The sequence below is a fragment of the Devosia sp. A369 genome, assembly GCF_054489345.1.
Genome location: NZ_JBTMWV010000004.1, coordinates 258,561 through 275,802, shown reverse-complemented (window position 1 = coordinate 275,802; position 17,242 = coordinate 258,561). Strand labels below are relative to the sequence as shown.

The following is a 17,242-nucleotide window of genomic DNA, read 5'->3' as shown; positions in this document are numbered from 1 at the left end:
GATCACAGCCAGCCAGCCAACCGCCAGCCAGCATCCCAAAAGACGAGAAACTGGAGTTTGAAATGGGGCTGGTAAAATCGCGTGCAGTCGCGCTGATGTGCGGCGTCGCGTTGGCGGCGGTTGCAGTGCAGGGTGCGTCGGCGCAATCGAGTGTCAACACCACCAATGTGACGCTGCTGGAGCGCTTGGTTATTGGTCTGGGCGGCAAGCCCAAAGTGGCAATCGATACGCCGCAGGCCGTCACGGTGGTCAGCCAGGAGGATATCGACAGGCTTCAGGCCACGACCACAGGCGAAATCTTCGACAATGTGCCGGGCGTTACCATTGTCGGTAGCGACCGCCAGCTTGGCGAGGCCTTCAACATCCGCGGCATCGGCACGACGGAAAACTCGTCGGATGGCGCGCGCGTAATCGTCACCGTCGACGGAGCGCCCAAGTTCAACGAACAATACCGCATGGGCTCGTTCTTTTCCGATCCCGAACTCTACAAGCAGGTTGAAGTGCTACGCGGGCCGGCCTCATCGACGCTGTATGGCGCCGGTGCCATTGGCGGCGTGATCAACTTCACCACCAAGGATGCCTCGGACTTCATCGCCGATGGGGCCACCGGCGCCGTGCGCCTCAAGGAAACGCTGTCCAGCAATGGCCTGGGCACCGCGACGTCGGTGGTTCTGGCGCATCGCGCCAACGAAAACCTCGATATGCTGGCGACCGGAACCTGGCGCCGTTCACAGGATATCGACCTGGCTCAGGGTACCCCGCTCACCGGGTCCGCTCTCGATACGTGGAGTGGCCTCGTCAAGGGTACTGCCCGTTTTGGCGACAACAACGAACAGGTCCTGCGCGCATCCTATCAGCGCTGGTACAGCGAAGCCTTCGATCAGGCCTATGCCCAGACCGGCACTGGCGGCCAGGGTGGCCTGCTCGCGGGTCGCCCCGGCACCCCGCCCAGCACGCTAGGTGGCATGTTCGGCATTATCGATCGCAAGGTGACGGACCAGACGGCGGTGCTGTCCTATGAAAATCCGGATAGCGACAATCCCTGGGTCGATCTGAACGTCAACCTCTCCTGGTCCGACACGCAGAACAACCAGTATAACCATCGCAGTTCCGCTGGCGTGCCCACGCCCCAGACCGGCACCAACGTGCTTGCCGACACCGTCTATGGCTACCGGACGATCCAGCTCAAGGCCGACAATACGGTCGAATGGATCGGCGAGAACTTCGAGAACTATTTCACTTTCGGTCTGCAGACCAGCTCGATGGACCGTTCGGTGACGCGCGCCGCCACCGCCCTGCCCCTGCCGGCTCACCCGGAAGGCAATGAAGGCAAGCTCGGCCTGTTCGCCCAGGATGAATTGATCTTGAACGAGCAACTGACCCTGGTCGCCGGCCTCCGCGGCGATTTCCATTGGGTCAAGGCCACGACGGCCGGCATTCCGGAGATCAATGGCTCGGCCTTTTCACCCAAGCTCGCCGCCCATTACGAGATCAACGACACTTTCGCGATCTTCGGTTCGCTGGCGCATACCGAACGGCTGCCCACGATCGACGAACTCTATTCGGTCGGTGATGCGGTCTTGCCGGCCGGGACCAGTCTTGGCAGCTCGGGCAAAATTGCCAGCCTTGATCTGCGCAAGGAACAGGCCAACACCATCGAAGGCGGCTTTGCCCTGAGCGGCTATGACCTGCTGCAGGATGGCGACACCGTGAGTGTCAAAACCACCGGCTTCTACAGCGATCTCACCGATCTCATCGCCTCCACGGGAACCGCGCCCGTCTTTGGCAATCCCGCTCCGGCGTATTATGCCAACATCGCGGCCGCCCGCATCTATGGCGTGGAAATCGAAGGCGCCTACAACTCCGACAATATCTTCGCCAGCCTCGCTTACACCTTCACCGTCGGTGACGATCTGGTGAGCGGCAAGCCCCTCACCACCGTGCCGCAAAACAAGCTCGTTGCCACTTTGGGCGCTCGCAACACCGAGTGGAATCTCGAATATGGTGCCCGTGCGACCCTGGCGGCAGCCGGTGCCTACGCCATGACGCCGGCAGCAGGCGCCGATGGCCCTTCCGACGCCTACCAGACGGTCGACCTGTTCGCCTCGTGGAAGCCCGATGGCGGTCAGTTCAAGGGTCTTGAAGCGCAGTTCGCGGTGGAGAACATCTTCAATGCCGATTACCGCGAAAGCCTGTCCGCCGACCGCTCCAAGGGCCGCACTTTCAAGCTGACCCTGGCCAAGCAGTTCGACTACTAGGACACACAAAAAGGCCAGCAGCCCTCGGCTGCTGGCCTTTTACTTGGCGCCAGGTCTGGCCTATGCGGCGATGAACATGGGCTGGCCCCAGGCGCGTTTGCCTTGAACGTCGGTCACAACCAGCCGCAGCCAGGAGCCGGCGAAGGGCGCCAGATCGAATTTGGCCTCGACCAGAGCTTCGCCATGATGGGCTTGGGCCTTGGCGCCGTGTCCGGCGACCAAAATGCTCTGGGCCGCTGACGTGCGCACCAGCAGCGTGTCGCCATCACGGGTGACGGAGACGATCTCGGGGCCCTGGCTGGCATAGTACTGGCCGGCCTTGAGCGCGGCGAGCAACAGGTCGGGATCGTTGGCCTCGGCCTTCACCATCACCCAGCCACCAAAGCTATCATCGGATTTGAAGTGCGCGTCGTCCGCAGCAAAGCCGGTCAATCGGCGGCCCTCCTGCAGCAATTGGTCGAGCATAACCACCCCATCGGGGCGGGCCGACAAGCGCTCGCAGGTGTGGTTGTAGATTTCGACCGCATGAGCCGCATCCAGCGACAGACCATCCTCGGTGTTGAGGCCATACCATTGCGGGTGCGCCATGCCGACAAAGGCCCCGGCGTCGCGCGCCCGGCGGGCCAGTTCAGGACCAGTCTCGGTTTCGGCTGGAGCGGCAAAGCTGGCGGGCAGACCGACCGCCAATATGTGCCAGATATCGCCCAGATGGGTCGAGGGCGCGTGCAGCTCGGCGCCGATGATGGTGGTGAAGCCATCTGTGCGATAGGGCGCGGTGTCGGTCAGCGGATAGCTGAACTGCGGCAGGAAGTGATCGGACACGCAGAGGAAGTCATAGCCCTTGGCCTGATAGCGGCGGCAGACTTCTTCTGGCGGCAAGGCGCCGTCCGAACGGTTGGAATGGGTGTGCAGATTGCCGCGAAAGAAGCGACCGGGGGCAGCGAAAGTGTCGAGCATTGGTAATTCCTAAGCAGCGAGAACGAGATGGCCATCACCAAGATCGTCGTAACGCAGCGCGGGGGCCGCATAGTCGATTGGGTGAATAGGAGACGGCAGCGGCACGTTGGGCGGCACGCCCAGATTGTGCCGGCGCGGATCGGGATTGGGCACCGCTGACAGCAAGGCGCGGGTGTAGCTGTGTTGCGGATTCTGGAAGACGGCGGCACGCGGGCCGATCTCGACAATCTGGCCCATATACATAACGGCGACGCGGTGGCTCATGCGCTCGACCACCGCCATGTCGTGCGAGATGAAGAGATACGACATGCCCAACTCGGCCTGTAGCTCAAGCAGAAGGTCGACGACCTGGGCCTGGATCGACACATCCAGCGCCGAGACGGGCTCGTCGGCGACGATGAGTTTTGGCGACAGGGTCAGTGCCCGCGCGATGCAGAGACGTTGCCGCTGACCGCCGGAGAATTCGTGCGGGTAGCGCTCCAGATGCTCTTCGGAGAGCCCGACGCGGCGCAGCAGGCCGACGACACGATCCTGAATGCCGCTGCCGGAATCGACATTGTGGATCAGCAACGGATCGGCGACCTGTTCGAACGCGGTCAGGCGCGGGTCGAGCGCGGCATAAGGGTCCTGGAAAATGATCTGCATGTCGCGGCGCTTTTCGCGCAGCTGTTCGGCCGGCAGGGTCAGGACATTCTCGCCATCCAGCACCACCGAACCGGAATTGGGCTGCACCAGCCGCAGCAGGCTGCGTCCGGTGGTGGATTTGCCGCAACCTGACTCGCCGACCAGCGCCAGCGTCTCTCCCGCAGCCAGCGAAAAGCTCACATCATTGACGGCGTGAACATTGGCTACGTGCCTGTTGAATATCCCCCGGCGCACCGGGAATTGCGTCACCAGATTGCTCACCTCAAGCAGGGGCCGGGTGGGCGCCGGCGCGTCGCCATGCGGACCCACTGTGCCGGCCATGGCGCCAAGCTGGGGCACGGCGGCCAGCAACTGGCGCGTATAGGCCTGCTGGGGCGCGGTAAACAGCGTCTGCACCGCCGCTTCCTCAACCTTGCGGCCATGGCGCATGACGACAACGCGGTCGGCGATCTCGGCCACCACGCCCATATCGTGGGTGATGAACAGCATCGCCATGCCCTCCTCGCGCGCCAGCACCCGCATCAGATGCAGGATCTGCGCCTGGATGGTCACGTCGAGGGCCGTGGTCGGCTCGTCGGCGATGAGTAGGCGCGGCGAGCAGGCCAGCGCCATAGCAATCACCACGCGCTGGCGCATACCGCCGGACAGCTCATGCGGAAACTGGCGGAACCGTCGTGCCGCGTCGGGAATGCGGACTTTCTCGATCAGTTCCAGCGCTGCCTGATCGGCTTGCGCCCGAGATACCGACCGATGGGCACGAACGGCCTCCGCGATCTGATCACCAATGGTGAAGACCGGATTGAGGCTGGTCATCGGCTCCTGAAAGATCATGGCGATCTCGTTGCCACGGATTTCGCGTAACTGCGCGGTGCTCGCCTGGACCAAATCGATCGTCGACCCATCGCGCCGCGTGAACTGCACGCTGCCTTTGGCGAGCTTGCCGCCATTATAGCCGGTGAGACCCAGGATCGACATTGCAGTGACCGACTTGCCCGAGCCGGACTCGCCGACGATAGCCAGGCATTGCCCGGGCGCCACGTCGAAACTCAGCGCGTCGACGGCGGTGAACGGCCCCTTCTCCGTATCAAAGGTTACGGTCAGGTCCTTGAGACTGAGCAGTGGCTGGGTCACGGCAGAAACTCCGATGGGAGAATGGCCGGCAGGACAATCCCGCCGGCCAGGATTGGCATCAGTCGATCGACAGAGAACCAGCGCGGAAATCGAGCACATAGGGGATGTGGCCGGGCAGCGGCGCCCAGTTGACACCCTGGCGGACGCCATAGGCCTCATAGGGTTCGTAGAGCGGCAGAACCGGGGCTTCGTCCTTCACATAGGCCATGATCTCGACATAGGCGGCCTTGCGTTCCTCGATATCGGTCGAGTAGCGGAAGCGGTCCCACAGGCCCTGATAGGCTTCGTTCGGCTGCCAGGTATTGCCGATGCGCGCGCCGCCGGGCGCCCACATGGTGCCGTAGGAGCCGGCCGGATCGGCAAAATACATCGGGTTGGACCAGTTGCGGGTTTCAACTTCCGACAGTTCACCCCAGGCATTGGTGACGTTGAGCGTCATCTCGACGCCCACTGCAGCCCACATCTCCTTGATGGCCTGCGCGGCCAGCAGACCGTTGGTGTAATACACCGCGTCAGTGTCGAAGCGGATCGGGCTGCCGTCATAACCGGCTTCGGCCAGCAAGGCCTTGGCCTTTTCGGGGTCGTATTCGAAGGTGTCGAGCTCAGGCATATGGAGCTCGCCAAACTGGGAATAGCTGTGGCTGGAGGGAACCACGGCCTTGCCGAGCCACAGGGCTTCGTTGAGCAGATCGCGGTCGATGGCATAGCTCAGCGCCTGTCGAATGCGCTTGTCTTCGAGCTTGGGGTTCATCGCGTTGAAGATGACCACATGGAACAGTGGCGTCACCGCGCCTTCGACCCGCAGATTGGGATTGGATTCGATCACCCCGGCCTGATCGGGCGGAATATTGGTGATGATGTCGACTTCGCTATTGGCCAAAGCGGTCAGGCGCGTGGCCAGTTCGGAAATGCGGCGCATCTCGAACCCCTCAAGCGGAGCCTGTTCGCCGTAATAGTCGTCGAAGCGTTCGTAAACGAGGTTTTCACCGGGCTGGAAGCTGGCGATGCGGTAGGGACCGGTGCCCATCGGGGCCAGGGCAAAAGCCTCAAAGTCAGCGATTTCAGCGACCGCCGGGTCGCCGGTGAGCCCCATGATATAGGCCTTGGGCACGATATAGCCCTGCTGGGTGTTGAGCAGGATTTCAAACAGCGGCTCGGGCTTATGGGTGGTGAAGCGCACCTTGTAGGCGTCGAGCGCTTCCACCTTGGCGAAATTGCCGAAGAACTGGGTCTTGATCGACTGATATTCGGGCGTGAGGGCATCGATGATGCGGTGGAACGAGAACACCACGTCCTCAGCGGTCATTTCCGAACCATCGTGGAATTTGACGCCTTCACGCAAGGTGACTTCGAGCGTGGTGGGCGAGGTCTGCTCCCAGTCGGTGGCGAGACCAGGCGAAAACACGGCGCCGGCCTGGCTGTAGTCCTTCTGGATCAGCGGATCGAAGGCATTGACGTAGTTCTGCGAGCCAACATTGGAGTGGTCGCGGCCCGGGTCCACAAAGGAGGACATGTTCTGGGTGCCAACGGTCAGTTCGGCGGCGGCAAGACCGGTGCTGCCGAGCAGCAGGGCGGCGAGAGAGGCGATCAGGCGGGTTTTCATTTCCAACAATCCTGGGTTTTGAAGACAAGGCTCTCCCGCTCTGCGGCCATGCAGACTCTGAGAAGCGGGAAATTCGGGGAGCGGCGGCGCGCGGCCGCCGGTTTATTTGAGGCGCACGTCGAGCGTGTCGCGCAGCCAGTCGCCGATCAGCAGCACCAGCAGGGAAACCAGCATGATCATCAGCGACGGCAGCAGGGCAATCCAGGGGCTCGAGGCCAGATAGTCGCGGCCAAGCCCGACCATCGAGCCCAGTGTAGCGGTCGGCGGCTGCACGCCGAGGCCGAGAAAGGACAGCGCGGATTCGGTGAGGATCAAGCCCGAGAAGGTCATGGTCCAGATGACCACCAAGGGCGAAGCGATATTGGGCAGTACGTGCCGCAGCAGGATGCGGGGCCGCGAAGCGCCGGCAGCAATGGCGGCCTCGATGAAGGGCATGCGCGAGATGGTCAGCACCTGAGCGCGGACGATACGGGCATAGCTTTCCCAACCCGCCAGCCCGATGACGCAGACCAGGACCGGGAGCGAGTTGCCCAGCAGGGCGATGGTGAACAGGGCGATCAGCGTGAACGGTACGGCGATCTGGACGTCGACCATGCCCATGATGAAGGCGCCGACACGACCCCGGCCATAGCCGGCGATGATGCCGAGCGTCGTGCCCAGCACCAGGCTGATCAGGCTGCCGATCAGCGCGATGCCCAGCGTCAGTTGCAGACCGTAGAGCAGGCGCGAGGTCAGATCGCGGCCCAACTGGTCGGTACCGAGCAGATGCTTGGGCACCGCCCCTTCCATACCCACCGGCGGCTTCAGCCGGGCGAGCAAGGCCTGGGCATTGGGATCGTGCGGCGCCAGCACCGGCGCCAGAATGGCGACCAGCACGATGCTGACGAAAGCGACGAGGCACAGCTTGATGGGCAGCGAAGTCTTCCGCCAGATCACAGCCAGCCGGTTGCTGGAGGGGCGGCGGGTGGTGACAGGACGGAACGAGGGAAGCGGCGAAGCGATATCTGTCATGATGCGACTTTCACGCGTGGGTCGATGGCTGCGTAGAGCAGATCGACGATGAGAGAGACGACCACCACCATGCCGGCGATCAGGATGACGCCGAATTGCAGCACAGGGTAATCGCGCCCGATGGTGGCATAGACGATCAGGTCGCCGACGCCCTTGGTTGAAAAGATGGCTTCCACCAGCACACAGCGCGCCACCATATTGGCAACCTGCAAGCCGATAACGGTCACCACCGGCACCGCTGCGTTGCGCAGGGCGTGCTTGCCGATAACCTTGTATTCCGGCAGGCCCTTGGCGCGGGCCGTGCGCAGATAATCCTGCCCGAGCACGTCAAGCATGGCATTGCGGGTGAAGCGGATGATTTCCGCCAGCATGGGCAAAGCGAGAACAATGGCGGGCATCAGGAAATGCAGCGGTGTCGCCGCGCCAGAACTGGGCAGCCAGTGCAGCTGGAACGAGAAGACCAGGATCATCAGGATCGCCAGCACGAAATTGGGCGTGGCATAGCCCATGAAGGCCAGCGTCATCACCGACGACCCGACTGGCCCCTTGCGGTCCAACGCAGCAACGATGCCCATCGGTACCCCGATCACCACAGCCAGAAACAGGCCATAGCCAAACAGGCGCAGCGTATTGGGCAGGCGCTCGGCATAAATGGCGATCACCGGTCGACGTTCAGCCAGGCTCACCCCAAAGTCGCCGGTCACCAGGCCCTGAAGGTAGGTCCAGAACTGGACCCAGGCCGACTGGTCCAGCCCATAACGCGCGGCCAGCGCCGCCTGGATCGCCGGGTCAGATCCGGGTGGCAGCATCATCTCGACGGCATTGCCGGTGAGCCTAGTGGCGCAGAATACCGCCACGATGACCACGGCGATGGTGATGAAGCCGCCGACAGCCCGACGGGCAAGGAACTCAAGCATCTTCGCTGACCGCAGCGGCGGCCTCGGCCTGACGGAACGGAGCGTGCGGCGCCAACCAGGGCCGCGCACCGGAAGCCCGGAAGGGCACGCGGGCGTAGAATGGGTCCTGGCCATGCACCGTCAGGCTCAACTGGCCATCGGCGATCTCGAGCAGCGACCAGGCGGCGGCCGGCTCCGGCATGGTGGTAAAGCGCTCGCTCAGCGACTGCACGGTGATGTGCTGGATGCCGCGAACCGGCGTGATGGTGTTCCAATGGACATGCCCGGAAAGCCAGGCCGCGGCCCGGCCAGTCGCTTCCACGGCGGCGCGCACCGCGTCGTGGTCGGGATAGGTAGAGTAGCCCGGATTGCGTTCGAAATAGTAATTGCCGATCTGCGAATGCCCGGACAGCGGCACATGGGTGGCGATGATCGCCGGGCGCTCATCCTGCTCCAGCGCCGCCACCAGCCAATCGAGGTGAGCCGCACCGGTGGGCTGAAAGCCTGGCGGCACGAGGCGTACATCGGGTTGCCAGGCGATCAGGCGAAAATCGCCAAGATCAATGACCCGGCTCGCCATTGAGCAACCGAAGATGGCCTCGTTGTCGGCAATGCTCAGATTGGCAACGTCGTGGTTGCCCAGCAGATGGACGCGCGGTCCGGCGAACCGGGCCAGCCGAGCCACCACTTCGGTCATCGCGGCGGCATCGGCCTCGGGGCCGGTGTCGGAGATATGGTCGCCCAGATCGAGCACCAGATCAGCGCCCTGCCCTTCCGCCCAGGTCACGAAGTCACCGACCACCGCCAGGGCGTCCCAGCCCTCTTTCTTGGTATGCGACAGCGGGCCGTGATGGATGTCGGTGATGATTGCGATCTTCATGTCTGCCTCGCTGCTCGGCGGAGAATTGCCGTTTGGTGAGGCCAGCGATAACGGGCTTATGTGACAGTAAAATGAAACATGCTCATTTAATGATGTTTGACAAATTGAGGAAAACTCAACACCCTAAAGCGATCGACAAGGAGGCTGATTTGCAGCTTATGACGCGCGCCGCCGGCTATCTGGTGGACCTCGATGGAACCCTGATCAGCGGCAATCTGGTGCTGCCGGATGCGCGCTGGCTGCTGGCGCAGGCCGCCGACCGCTACATGCTGGTCTCCAACAATAGCGAGCACACGCCCGAACTGCTGTGCCGGCATTTGCGCCGCATGGGCCTGCCGGTGCAGCCCGATCGTATCGTGCTGGCCGGGACTTCGGCCATTGACCTGATTGCCCGCAACCAGCCGGGCGCAAGCCTGCTGCTGCTCGGTAGCCAGGCCTTGCGGAACTACGCCAAGCGGCAGGGACTGGATGTGGACGGCACAACCTATGATGTGGTGCTGGTGGCGCGCGACCGGCGCTTCAGCTATGCCCGACTGGCCCGCGCTGCCGAAGCCTTGGCCGGCGGCGCCACGCTCTATGTAGCGTGCCCCGATCGCAGTCACCCCGGCAGCCATGGCCAGCCAGTCCCCGAGGCTGGCGCTTTGGCCGCTGCCGTCATGGCCGCAGCCGGCGTGACCCGCCATATCTGTGTCGGCAAACCCGAACCGCTGCTGTTCGAGGCGGCGTGCCGGCGCCTCGGTATTGCGCCACGCGAGGCCATCATGATCGGCGATAATGCTGACACTGATGGCGAGGGTGCGCGGCGGCTGGGCATGGCGTTTGTGCAGGTGCGCAACGGCGATATCCGCTCCGGCTTCGACGTTCCGTTGAGAATAGCTGTCTAGGATCTGACCATGAGCCGAAACTCCGAACCATCGCTCAGCGGCGTGCTGGATCGCCTGGCGGCGCTGAAGTCCGGCCTGCCCCCCGCTGCAAGGCGCATCGCCGATTTCATCGAGGCCAACGCGCAGGATGTGGTGCATATGTCCGTCACTGAAGTGGCTGAGGGCGCCAATGTCAGCGAGGGCAGCGTGATTGGGCTGTGCCAACAATTGGGCGCCCGCGGCTTCCAGGAGGTCAAGCTGTCGCTGGCGCGCGATCTGGTCCAGCCCATCCAGTTCATCCATGAAGACCTGGCGCGGGGTGACTCGGCTGCGACCGTGATCGACAAAATTTTCCAGTCTGACATGCAGGCGCTCGACGACACCCGCAAAGCGCTCGACGCAGTTGCGCTTGAACGCGCCGTGCAGGCCATCCGTCAGGCAAAACGCGTGGAAGTTTTCGGCATCGGCAGCGCCGCCCCGATCGCCGAAGACGCCAATTATCGCCTGCTGCGCATCGGCATCAATTCACGGGCCGCCGTCGACAGTCACGTCCAGGCTATCACCGCGTCTCTCGCCGGCCCCGATGTTGCCGTGCTGACCATTTCCCACTCCGGCAGCACGGTCGAAACCCTCACCGCAACCCGGCTCGCCAAAGAGGCCGGCGCCACGACCATCGCCATCACCAATTTCGGCAAATCGCCGCTGCTGGCCCATAGCGATATCGTGCTGAACACCCTCGCCCGCGAAACCCAGTTCCGCACCGAGGCTATGACCAGCCGCATTGCCCAGTTGGCGATCATCGACACGCTGATCGCTTGCCTCGCCCTCACCGACTACGACCGCTCCGTCGCCACCATCAACAGCACCTTCGAAGTGCTCGCCAGCAAGCGGGTGTAGCGCTGCTATGATCGGCTATTGCATGGGTGTATGCTGATAGATGCGCAATGAACCCGATTGGGAGCACAGCAAATGTCAGTCACGCGCAACGACGACCATCCAGACGTCATCATGCTACCGCCGTTCATTCTGCTGATCGCGCTGGCCATCGCCATCGGCATGGAATTCACCGGCACGTTGCAGTTCCTGCCGCCAATGTCGGGGGCGAGTTGGGCGCTTTATCTGGGGGTGGTGCTCCTCGTTGTCGCACTCGCGCTTGGCGTATCGGCCATCCGAACTTTTACCAAGGTGGGCACCAATCCCTCCCCGCACCAACCCAGCCTCAAGCTGGCGACATCAGGGCCTTATCGCTTCACCCGCAACCCGATGTATCTTGGCTTCGCCATGATCCTTGCCGGGTTGAGCCTGACCTTTTCGCTCGATTGGGGAATAATCCTGGTGCCGGTATTGCTGGTGCTGCTGCATTATGGCGTCGTCACTCGCGAAGAAACCTATCTGACGGCCAAGTTTGGTCAGCCCTATCGCGACTTCATGAGCCGGACCCGCCGGTGGATCTAGTGAGCGCCGAGCTGGATGATCAGCTGCGATAGCTGACGGAGCGGAACGTTCCGTCGGGTTCCACCAGATTGGTTTCCATGTGGGGCACGATATCGGTGTTCTGCGCGGAAGCGCAGCTCCAGCCGTCGTCGCGCCGATGGACGACAAACGACAAAATGGTGTGGCGCACAGCAGGCCGGGCACCCTCCGGCGTGGCGGTCTGGCCCTCGAGGCGGACCCTTGCATGCACCACCGCGATAGCGTCGGTCAGCGACTTCACCTTCAATTCCACCAGCCGCAGCGTCGACGCATCGAAAATATGCTCGAAGCCATAGGCATGTGCCTTCCGGATCGCCGCGCGATCATGCCACCACAGTCCGGTGACGTTGACGAATTCAGCGTCGTCGTCGAACAGCGATGCCAACTTATCCGCGTCTCGCTGCCCCCAGGCCTCGACGAAAACGCGCGCGATGCTTTCCTGTTCGTTGAGTGGGCTGTAGTTCAAGCTGGCCTCTTCTCGTGATCGTCAATCACTGGGAACTTAGCGGCTTCGGCGGTCGAGATCGCGGTTAAATCGCGCTCCGGGTCGCTTAATGCGAATCGGGGGCCTGGAAGAAACACCTTGTTAACTTCGTCCGGTGACACTTCGTCCATCATGAGCAAGCCCTATATTCTGAACATATATGAACGCGCGGCCCTACTGGCGCTGTCGAAACACAAGCAAATACCGGCGCATAGCGACGCCAATCCTGGCTTTGGCCGGGCCCATCTCGACGCGTTGCTCGGGCTTGGCCTGGCCGCTGTCGTGCCGTCCCAGACCGATCCGAAGCGCAATGACTTTCGGATTTCGGACGATGGCTGGCGCTGCATGTTCGGTCTCTCCAAAGCGCAGATCGACGGCGACGCAGACCGCGCGCCAGCGCCTTTCCGGGTGTGGCAATGGCCACTGCCGGCCGCCTTCAAAAAAGCAGCTTAGATAGCGCTGCCGGCCCGGCGGGGTTACCACCGGGCCGGCAGTTCTTCCCAGCAATCGGCCGACGTCCTGCTCGATCCAACGGATCGCGGGACGCCGTTGGCACGCGCGTGGGGCGTTCTTCCTGACATCGCCGGCATCCGTCGCGGCCTATGGCGGCGATTGCACGCCCGCGTCTGCTGTATGACCGCCCAGCAATCGGCCCGTCACACGACCTTCATATGAACACCCTAAGGGTCTCGTCGCGGCGAATAACGCCGCTCCAACGTTCACTTGAACATCTCCCTTTGCCAAATGAACATCGCGTTGCTACGACTTGGCACGCGAGGACGGAGATCCTTTGCTTAATAACAGGAGGAACCACCCCATGAAGAAACTAGCGCTGCTGATGACGGCCGGCGTGATCGCCGCTCTTGCTTCCGCACCCCACGCCACCGCGCAGACCGAAATTTCCTGGTGGCACGCACTGGATGCCGAACTGGGCAAGAAGCTGGAATCGATCGCTCAAGGCTTCAACGCCAGCCAGCCAGACTACAAGATCGTGACCACCTATAAGGGCACCTATCCCGAAACCCTGACCGCCGCGATCGCAGCGTTCCGCGCCAATGAGCAGCCCGCCATCGTGCAGGTTTTTGAAGTCGGCACCGGCACCATGATGGCAGCCAAGGGCGCCGTGAAGCCGGTTTACGAACTGATGACCGAAAACGGTCAGCCATGGGATCCGACCGCATTTCTCGCCCCCGTCGTGGGCTATTATTCGGACACAGACGGCAACATCCTGTCGCTGCCGTTCAACTCGTCCACCCCGATCATGTACTACAACAAGACCGCCTTCGAAAAAGCCGGCCTTGACCCCAATGTCGCGCCCAAGACCTGGGCCGAAGTCGAAACTTTCATGAACCAGATCGTCGATTCCGGCGCCGCCAATTGCGGGTTGAGCAGTGCCTGGATCTCCTGGATCCAACTGGAAAACCTGTCGGCCATCCACGACCAGCCCTATGGCACGCTGGAGAATGGCTTCGGCGGCCTGGCCACCGAATTCACTTTCAACGGCCCGGTCCAGGTCAAGCATTGGGAAAACCTCAAGAAGTGGTCGGACGAAGGTCTCTACCAGTATGGTGGCCCGGTCGGCGGTCCTGATGCCGCACCGAAATTCTACTCGGGCGAATGCGCCATCTACATGAACTCGTCGGGCTCGCGCGCTGGCGTGATCGCCAACTCGAAGGACTTCGAAGTCGGCTTTGCGCCCCTGCCCTATTATGACGACGTGACCACCGATCCGAAGAATTCGATCATCGGCGGCGCCACCCTGTGGGTGCTCAACGGCAAGGATGCCGAGGTCTATAAGGGCGTTGCTGAGTTCTTCACCTATCTCAGCCAGCCTGAAGTTCAGGCCGATTGGCACCAGTTCACTGGCTACCTGCCGATCACCAACGCTGCCTATGATCTGGGCGTTGAGCAGGGCTATTACGAAGCCAACCCGGGTTCGGACGTGGCGATCAAGCAGATCACCCGTGGCACCCCGACCGCCAACTCCAAGGGCGTCCGCTTTGGCAATCTGAGCCAGGCTCGTACCGTGGTTGATGAGGAATTCGAAGCGCTGCTCGCTGGTAACAAGACGGCCCAGGAAGCTCTGGACTCAGCCGTTTCCCGTGGCAACGAGATCTTGCGCGAATTCGAAACGACCAATCAGTAACGAACTTTAGTCGGGGCCGGATAAATCCGGCCCCGTTTTCCATGCGCTAAGCTGGCGGATGGCCCATTGCGGCTTTCCGTCAGTAGCCCGTGCGAGGACCCATGCAGACCAAACGCACCGTATTTCCCAACAAGCTGCTGCCCTATGCGCTGTTGGCGCCGCAATTGACGGTCACGCTGATCTTTTTCATCTGGCCCGCATTGCAGGCCGTTAAGTCCTCGTTCGAGCGCGAAGACCCTTTCGGTTTCAAGACCACCTTCATCTGGTTGGAAAACTACCGGAAGATTTTCGCCGATCCGAACTATCTCGGCTCGCTCGGCCGCACCGCCCTGTTTGCCCTGTCGGTGACCATTCTGGCGATGGCGGTCTCCCTGCTGATGGCCGTCGCGGTCAATCGGCTGCTGCGCTCGGGCAAAATCTACACCACCCTGTTGGTCTGGCCCTATGCGGTTGCGCCGGTGGTGGTGGGCATTCTGTGGTGGTTCATCTTCAACCCGTCCATTGGCATCGCGCCCTATATCCTGCGCGGCATGGGCATTGCCTGGAACCATCGTATCGAGGGCAACCAGGCGATGATCCTCATCATCATCGCTGCGGCCTGGAAGCAGATTTCCTACAATTTCCTGTTCTTCGTGGCCGGGCTGCAATCGGTGCCGCAATCACTCAATGAGGCCGCTGCCATTGATGGCGCTGGCCCGTTCAAGCGGTTCTGGACCATCGTCTTCCCGCTGATCTCGCCCACGACGTTCTTCCTGCTGATCATCAACATCAACTACGCCATGTTCGACACGTTCGGCATCGTCGACGCGACCACCATGGGCGGTCCGGCCCAGGCGACCAATATCCTGGTCTACAAGGTCTATACCGACGGCGTGCTGAATTTGAACATCGGCTCGTCGGCGGCCCAATCGGTGATTTTGATGATGATCGTCATCGCGCTCACCGTCGTGCAGTTCCGCTTCGTCGAACGCCGCGTACAGTATTAAGGGGCTGACACAACATGGTTGAAAACAGACCCTTCCTGGATTTCCTCACCCACCTGGTGCTGATCATCGGTGTGGTTATCGTGGTGTTTCCGGTTTATCTGGCGTTCATCGCCTCTACCCATGGTCCGGGTGAATTCGTCAGCGGCGTCGTGCCGCTGCTGCCTGGACCGCATATGGTCGAAAACTACAGCACCATCTGGAATGAAGGCCTCACCAGTTCCGGCGCGCCGCCGATCTGGGTGATGATGATGAACTCGCTGATCATGGCGGTGACCATCGCCGTGGGCAAGATCGCCATCTCGCTGCTGTCGGCCTATGCCATCGTCTATTTCAAGTTCCCGTTCCGCCTGCTGGCGTTCTGGGTCATCTTCATCACGCTGATGTTGCCGGTCGAAGTGCGCATCATCCCCACCTTCAAGGTGGTGGCGGATCTTGGGATGCTCAATTCCTATCTGGGCCTGACCCTGCCGCTGATTGCCTCGGCCACGGCGACCTTCCTGTTCCGCCAGTTTTTCCTGACCATTCCGGAAGAGCTGATGGAGGCCGCGCGGGTGGATGGTGCCGGACCGATCAAGTTCTTCCGCGATATCCTGCTGCCACTGAGCCGCACCAATATCGCGGCGCTGTTCGTCATCCTCTTCATCTTCGGGTGGGTGCAGTATATGTGGCCGCTGCTGGTGACCACCGACAGCCGCTATTACACCATCGTCATGGGCATCAAGCGCCTGGCCGCCAGTGCCGACTCCGAGCCGCTTTGGCATCTGGTGATGTCGGCCGTCATCCTGGCCATGCTGCCCCCCGTACTCGTCGTCATCTCGATGCAGCGCCTGTTCGTCAAAGGCCTTGTGGAAACGGAGAAATAATAACAATGGCAAGCATCGACATCAAAGGCGTCAAGAAGGTCTATGCCGGCGCCGTCACCGCGATCCACGGCGTCGACCTGACCATCCCCGATGGGGAATTGGTCGTGCTGGTGGGGCCGTCGGGCTGCGGCAAGTCCACCCTGCTGCGGATGATCGCCGGCCTCGAAACCATCACCGAAGGCACGATTTCCATCGATGGTGCGGTGGTCAACAACAAGGAGCCGGCCGAGCGCGACATTGCGATGGTGTTCCAGAATTATGCGCTCTATCCGCATATGACGGTGCGCGGCAATCTGGAATATGGGCTCAAGAACCGCGGCACCCCGCGCGACGAAATCGACCGCCGCGTCAACGAAGCCGCGCGGATTCTGGAAATCGACGCCTTTCTCGACCGCCGTCCGCGGCAATTGTCGGGTGGGCAGCGCCAGCGTGTCGCCATGGGCCGCGCCATCGTCCGCCAGCCCAAGGCCTTCCTGTTCGACGAGCCGCTGAGCAATCTCGATGCCAAGCTGCGCGGGCAGATGCGCATCGAAATCAAGCGCCTACAGCGGAGCCTCGCCACCACCAGCGTTTACGTGACCCACGACCAACTCGAAGCCATGACCCTGGCCGACCGGCTGGTGGTGATGAATGGCGGCCGCATAGAGCAGGTGGGCGTGCCGCTGGCCCTCTATGAGCGGCCGGAGACGCTGTTCGTCGCCGGCTTTATCGGCTCGCCGCCGATGAATTTGATCGATATCGACTATCTGCGCGACAAGGGTGAACTCAATCTGCCCGCTGGCACGGATCTGGTGGGCATCCGCCCCGACACCATCCATATGGCCCCACCCGAAGAGCCGCATATCACACTGCATGCCACGGTGGAGCTCTACGAACCAATCGGCGGCGAGACCCATCTGCATATGCGGCTGGACGGCAGTGGCCAGGTGATCGTCGCCGCCGTGCCGGCGCGTACGGCAACGCGCGAAGGCGCTTTGGCGTCGCTCTATGTCAACTCGACGGACCTGCATCCGTTCAATCGTGAAACCGGGCGCCGCACCGACTGA

At 62.1% G+C, this 17,242-nt stretch carries 16 protein-coding genes; 9 read left to right on the top strand and 7 right to left on the bottom strand.

Annotation, left to right across the window (positions count from 1 at the left end; all coding sequences use genetic code 11):
• Positions 1 to 62 precede the first annotated feature (62 nt).
• Entirely contained in the window at positions 63 to 2,258 is a 2,196-nt protein-coding gene (locus tag ACX3OZ_RS07935) for a TonB-dependent receptor domain-containing protein (RefSeq protein ID WP_459104233.1), read from the top strand.
• Between the two features lie 60 nt (positions 2,259 to 2,318).
• Here ACX3OZ_RS07935 and ACX3OZ_RS07930 read toward each other — a convergent pair whose 3' ends face one another.
• The 6 genes from ACX3OZ_RS07930 to ACX3OZ_RS07905 form a co-directional block, all read right to left on the bottom strand.
• Entirely contained in the window at positions 2,319 to 3,215 is an 897-nt protein-coding gene (locus tag ACX3OZ_RS07930) for a CehA/McbA family metallohydrolase (protein WP_459104232.1), read from the bottom strand.
• A gap of 9 nt (positions 3,216 to 3,224) precedes the next feature.
• On the bottom strand, positions 3,225 to 4,991 hold the full coding sequence (locus tag ACX3OZ_RS07925) for an ABC transporter ATP-binding protein (RefSeq protein WP_459104231.1): 1,767 nt from the start codon (positions 4,989 to 4,991) through the stop codon (positions 3,225 to 3,227).
• A 58-nt stretch (positions 4,992 to 5,049) separates the two neighbouring features.
• On the bottom strand, positions 5,050 to 6,594 hold the full coding sequence (locus tag ACX3OZ_RS07920; protein WP_459104230.1) for an ABC transporter substrate-binding protein: 1,545 nt from the start codon (positions 6,592 to 6,594) through the stop codon (positions 5,050 to 5,052).
• A 102-nt stretch (positions 6,595 to 6,696) separates the two neighbouring features.
• Entirely contained in the window at positions 6,697 to 7,605 is a 909-nt protein-coding gene (locus tag ACX3OZ_RS07915) for an ABC transporter permease (protein ID WP_459104229.1), read from the bottom strand.
• Positions 7,602 to 8,522, bottom strand: a complete 921-nt coding sequence (locus tag ACX3OZ_RS07910; RefSeq protein WP_459096954.1) for an ABC transporter permease — start codon at positions 8,520 to 8,522, stop codon at positions 7,602 to 7,604. The genes ACX3OZ_RS07915 and ACX3OZ_RS07910 overlap by 4 nt, the downstream gene beginning before the upstream one ends.
• Complete coding sequence (locus ACX3OZ_RS07905; protein WP_459104228.1) at positions 8,515 to 9,381, bottom strand: metallophosphoesterase family protein; 867 nt, start codon at positions 9,379 to 9,381, stop codon at positions 8,515 to 8,517. The genes ACX3OZ_RS07910 and ACX3OZ_RS07905 overlap by 8 nt, the downstream gene beginning before the upstream one ends.
• 158 nt (positions 9,382 to 9,539) lie before the next feature.
• Between ACX3OZ_RS07905 and ACX3OZ_RS07900 the strand changes: the two genes are divergently transcribed.
• From ACX3OZ_RS07900 to ACX3OZ_RS07890, 3 genes are all read left to right on the top strand, one after another.
• Positions 9,540 to 10,265 carry an HAD-IIA family hydrolase gene (locus tag ACX3OZ_RS07900; protein ID WP_459097026.1) on the top strand — a complete coding sequence of 242 codons (726 nt, stop codon included), beginning with the start codon at positions 9,540 to 9,542 and terminating at the stop codon, positions 10,263 to 10,265.
• A gap of 9 nt (positions 10,266 to 10,274) precedes the next feature.
• A complete protein-coding gene (locus tag ACX3OZ_RS07895) occupies positions 10,275 to 11,141 on the top strand; it encodes a MurR/RpiR family transcriptional regulator (protein WP_459096956.1) in 867 nt (288 codons plus the stop codon).
• 72 nt (positions 11,142 to 11,213) lie between these two features.
• The gene (locus ACX3OZ_RS07890) at positions 11,214 to 11,699 is read left to right on the top strand and encodes a methyltransferase family protein (RefSeq protein WP_459096957.1); all 486 of its coding nucleotides are present in this window, start codon (positions 11,214 to 11,216) and stop codon (positions 11,697 to 11,699) included.
• A gap of 19 nt (positions 11,700 to 11,718) precedes the next feature.
• Here the strand turns inward: ACX3OZ_RS07890 and ACX3OZ_RS07885 are convergent, their stop codons facing one another.
• Entirely contained in the window at positions 11,719 to 12,183 is a 465-nt protein-coding gene (locus tag ACX3OZ_RS07885) for an SgcJ/EcaC family oxidoreductase (RefSeq protein WP_459096958.1), read from the bottom strand.
• 117 nt (positions 12,184 to 12,300) lie between these two features.
• On the opposite strand from ACX3OZ_RS07885, the gene ACX3OZ_RS07880 reads away from it, so the two are divergent.
• From ACX3OZ_RS07880 to ugpC, 5 genes are all read left to right on the top strand, one after another.
• Positions 12,301 to 12,654: a hypothetical protein gene (locus ACX3OZ_RS07880; protein WP_459104227.1), complete on the top strand. Its 354-nt coding sequence runs from the start codon at positions 12,301 to 12,303 to the stop codon at positions 12,652 to 12,654.
• A 364-nt stretch (positions 12,655 to 13,018) separates the two neighbouring features.
• A complete protein-coding gene (gene ugpB, locus ACX3OZ_RS07875; protein WP_459096960.1) occupies positions 13,019 to 14,347 on the top strand; it encodes a sn-glycerol-3-phosphate ABC transporter substrate-binding protein UgpB in 1,329 nt (442 codons plus the stop codon).
• 101 nt (positions 14,348 to 14,448) lie between these two features.
• Positions 14,449 to 15,333, top strand: a complete 885-nt coding sequence (gene ugpA / locus ACX3OZ_RS07870) for a sn-glycerol-3-phosphate ABC transporter permease UgpA (protein WP_459096961.1) — start codon at positions 14,449 to 14,451, stop codon at positions 15,331 to 15,333.
• A 14-nt stretch (positions 15,334 to 15,347) separates the two neighbouring features.
• The gene (gene ugpE / locus ACX3OZ_RS07865; RefSeq protein WP_459096962.1) at positions 15,348 to 16,196 is read left to right on the top strand and encodes a sn-glycerol-3-phosphate ABC transporter permease UgpE; all 849 of its coding nucleotides are present in this window, start codon (positions 15,348 to 15,350) and stop codon (positions 16,194 to 16,196) included.
• 5 nt (positions 16,197 to 16,201) lie between these two features.
• A complete protein-coding gene (ugpC, locus tag ACX3OZ_RS07860) occupies positions 16,202 to 17,242 on the top strand; it encodes a sn-glycerol-3-phosphate ABC transporter ATP-binding protein UgpC (protein WP_459104226.1) in 1,041 nt (346 codons plus the stop codon).

What these genes read in the sequence shown, in the direction of transcription:
- ACX3OZ_RS07890 (WP_459096957.1), top strand. Translation starts at nt 11,214, where the DNA reads ATGTCAGTCACGCGCAACGACGACCATCCAGACGTCATCATGCTACCG.
- ACX3OZ_RS07915 (WP_459104229.1), bottom strand. Translation starts at nt 7,605, where the DNA reads ATGACAGATATCGCTTCGCCGCTTCCCTCGTTCCGTCCTGTCACCACC.
- ugpA (WP_459096961.1), top strand. Translation starts at nt 14,449, where the DNA reads ATGCAGACCAAACGCACCGTATTTCCCAACAAGCTGCTGCCCTATGCG.
- ugpC (WP_459104226.1), top strand. Translation starts at nt 16,202, where the DNA reads ATGGCAAGCATCGACATCAAAGGCGTCAAGAAGGTCTATGCCGGCGCC.
- ACX3OZ_RS07905 (WP_459104228.1), bottom strand. Translation starts at nt 9,381, where the DNA reads ATGAAGATCGCAATCATCACCGACATCCATCACGGCCCGCTGTCGCAT.
- ACX3OZ_RS07895 (WP_459096956.1), top strand. Translation starts at nt 10,275, where the DNA reads ATGAGCCGAAACTCCGAACCATCGCTCAGCGGCGTGCTGGATCGCCTG.
- ugpB (WP_459096960.1), top strand. Translation starts at nt 13,019, where the DNA reads ATGAAGAAACTAGCGCTGCTGATGACGGCCGGCGTGATCGCCGCTCTT.
- ACX3OZ_RS07900 (WP_459097026.1), top strand. Translation starts at nt 9,540, where the DNA reads ATGACGCGCGCCGCCGGCTATCTGGTGGACCTCGATGGAACCCTGATC.
- ACX3OZ_RS07930 (WP_459104232.1), bottom strand. Translation starts at nt 3,215, where the DNA reads ATGCTCGACACTTTCGCTGCCCCCGGTCGCTTCTTTCGCGGCAATCTG.
- ACX3OZ_RS07935 (WP_459104233.1), top strand. Translation starts at nt 63, where the DNA reads ATGGGGCTGGTAAAATCGCGTGCAGTCGCGCTGATGTGCGGCGTCGCG.
- ACX3OZ_RS07920 (WP_459104230.1), bottom strand. Translation starts at nt 6,594, where the DNA reads ATGAAAACCCGCCTGATCGCCTCTCTCGCCGCCCTGCTGCTCGGCAGC.
- ugpE (WP_459096962.1), top strand. Translation starts at nt 15,348, where the DNA reads ATGGTTGAAAACAGACCCTTCCTGGATTTCCTCACCCACCTGGTGCTG.
- ACX3OZ_RS07910 (WP_459096954.1), bottom strand. Translation starts at nt 8,522, where the DNA reads ATGCTTGAGTTCCTTGCCCGTCGGGCTGTCGGCGGCTTCATCACCATC.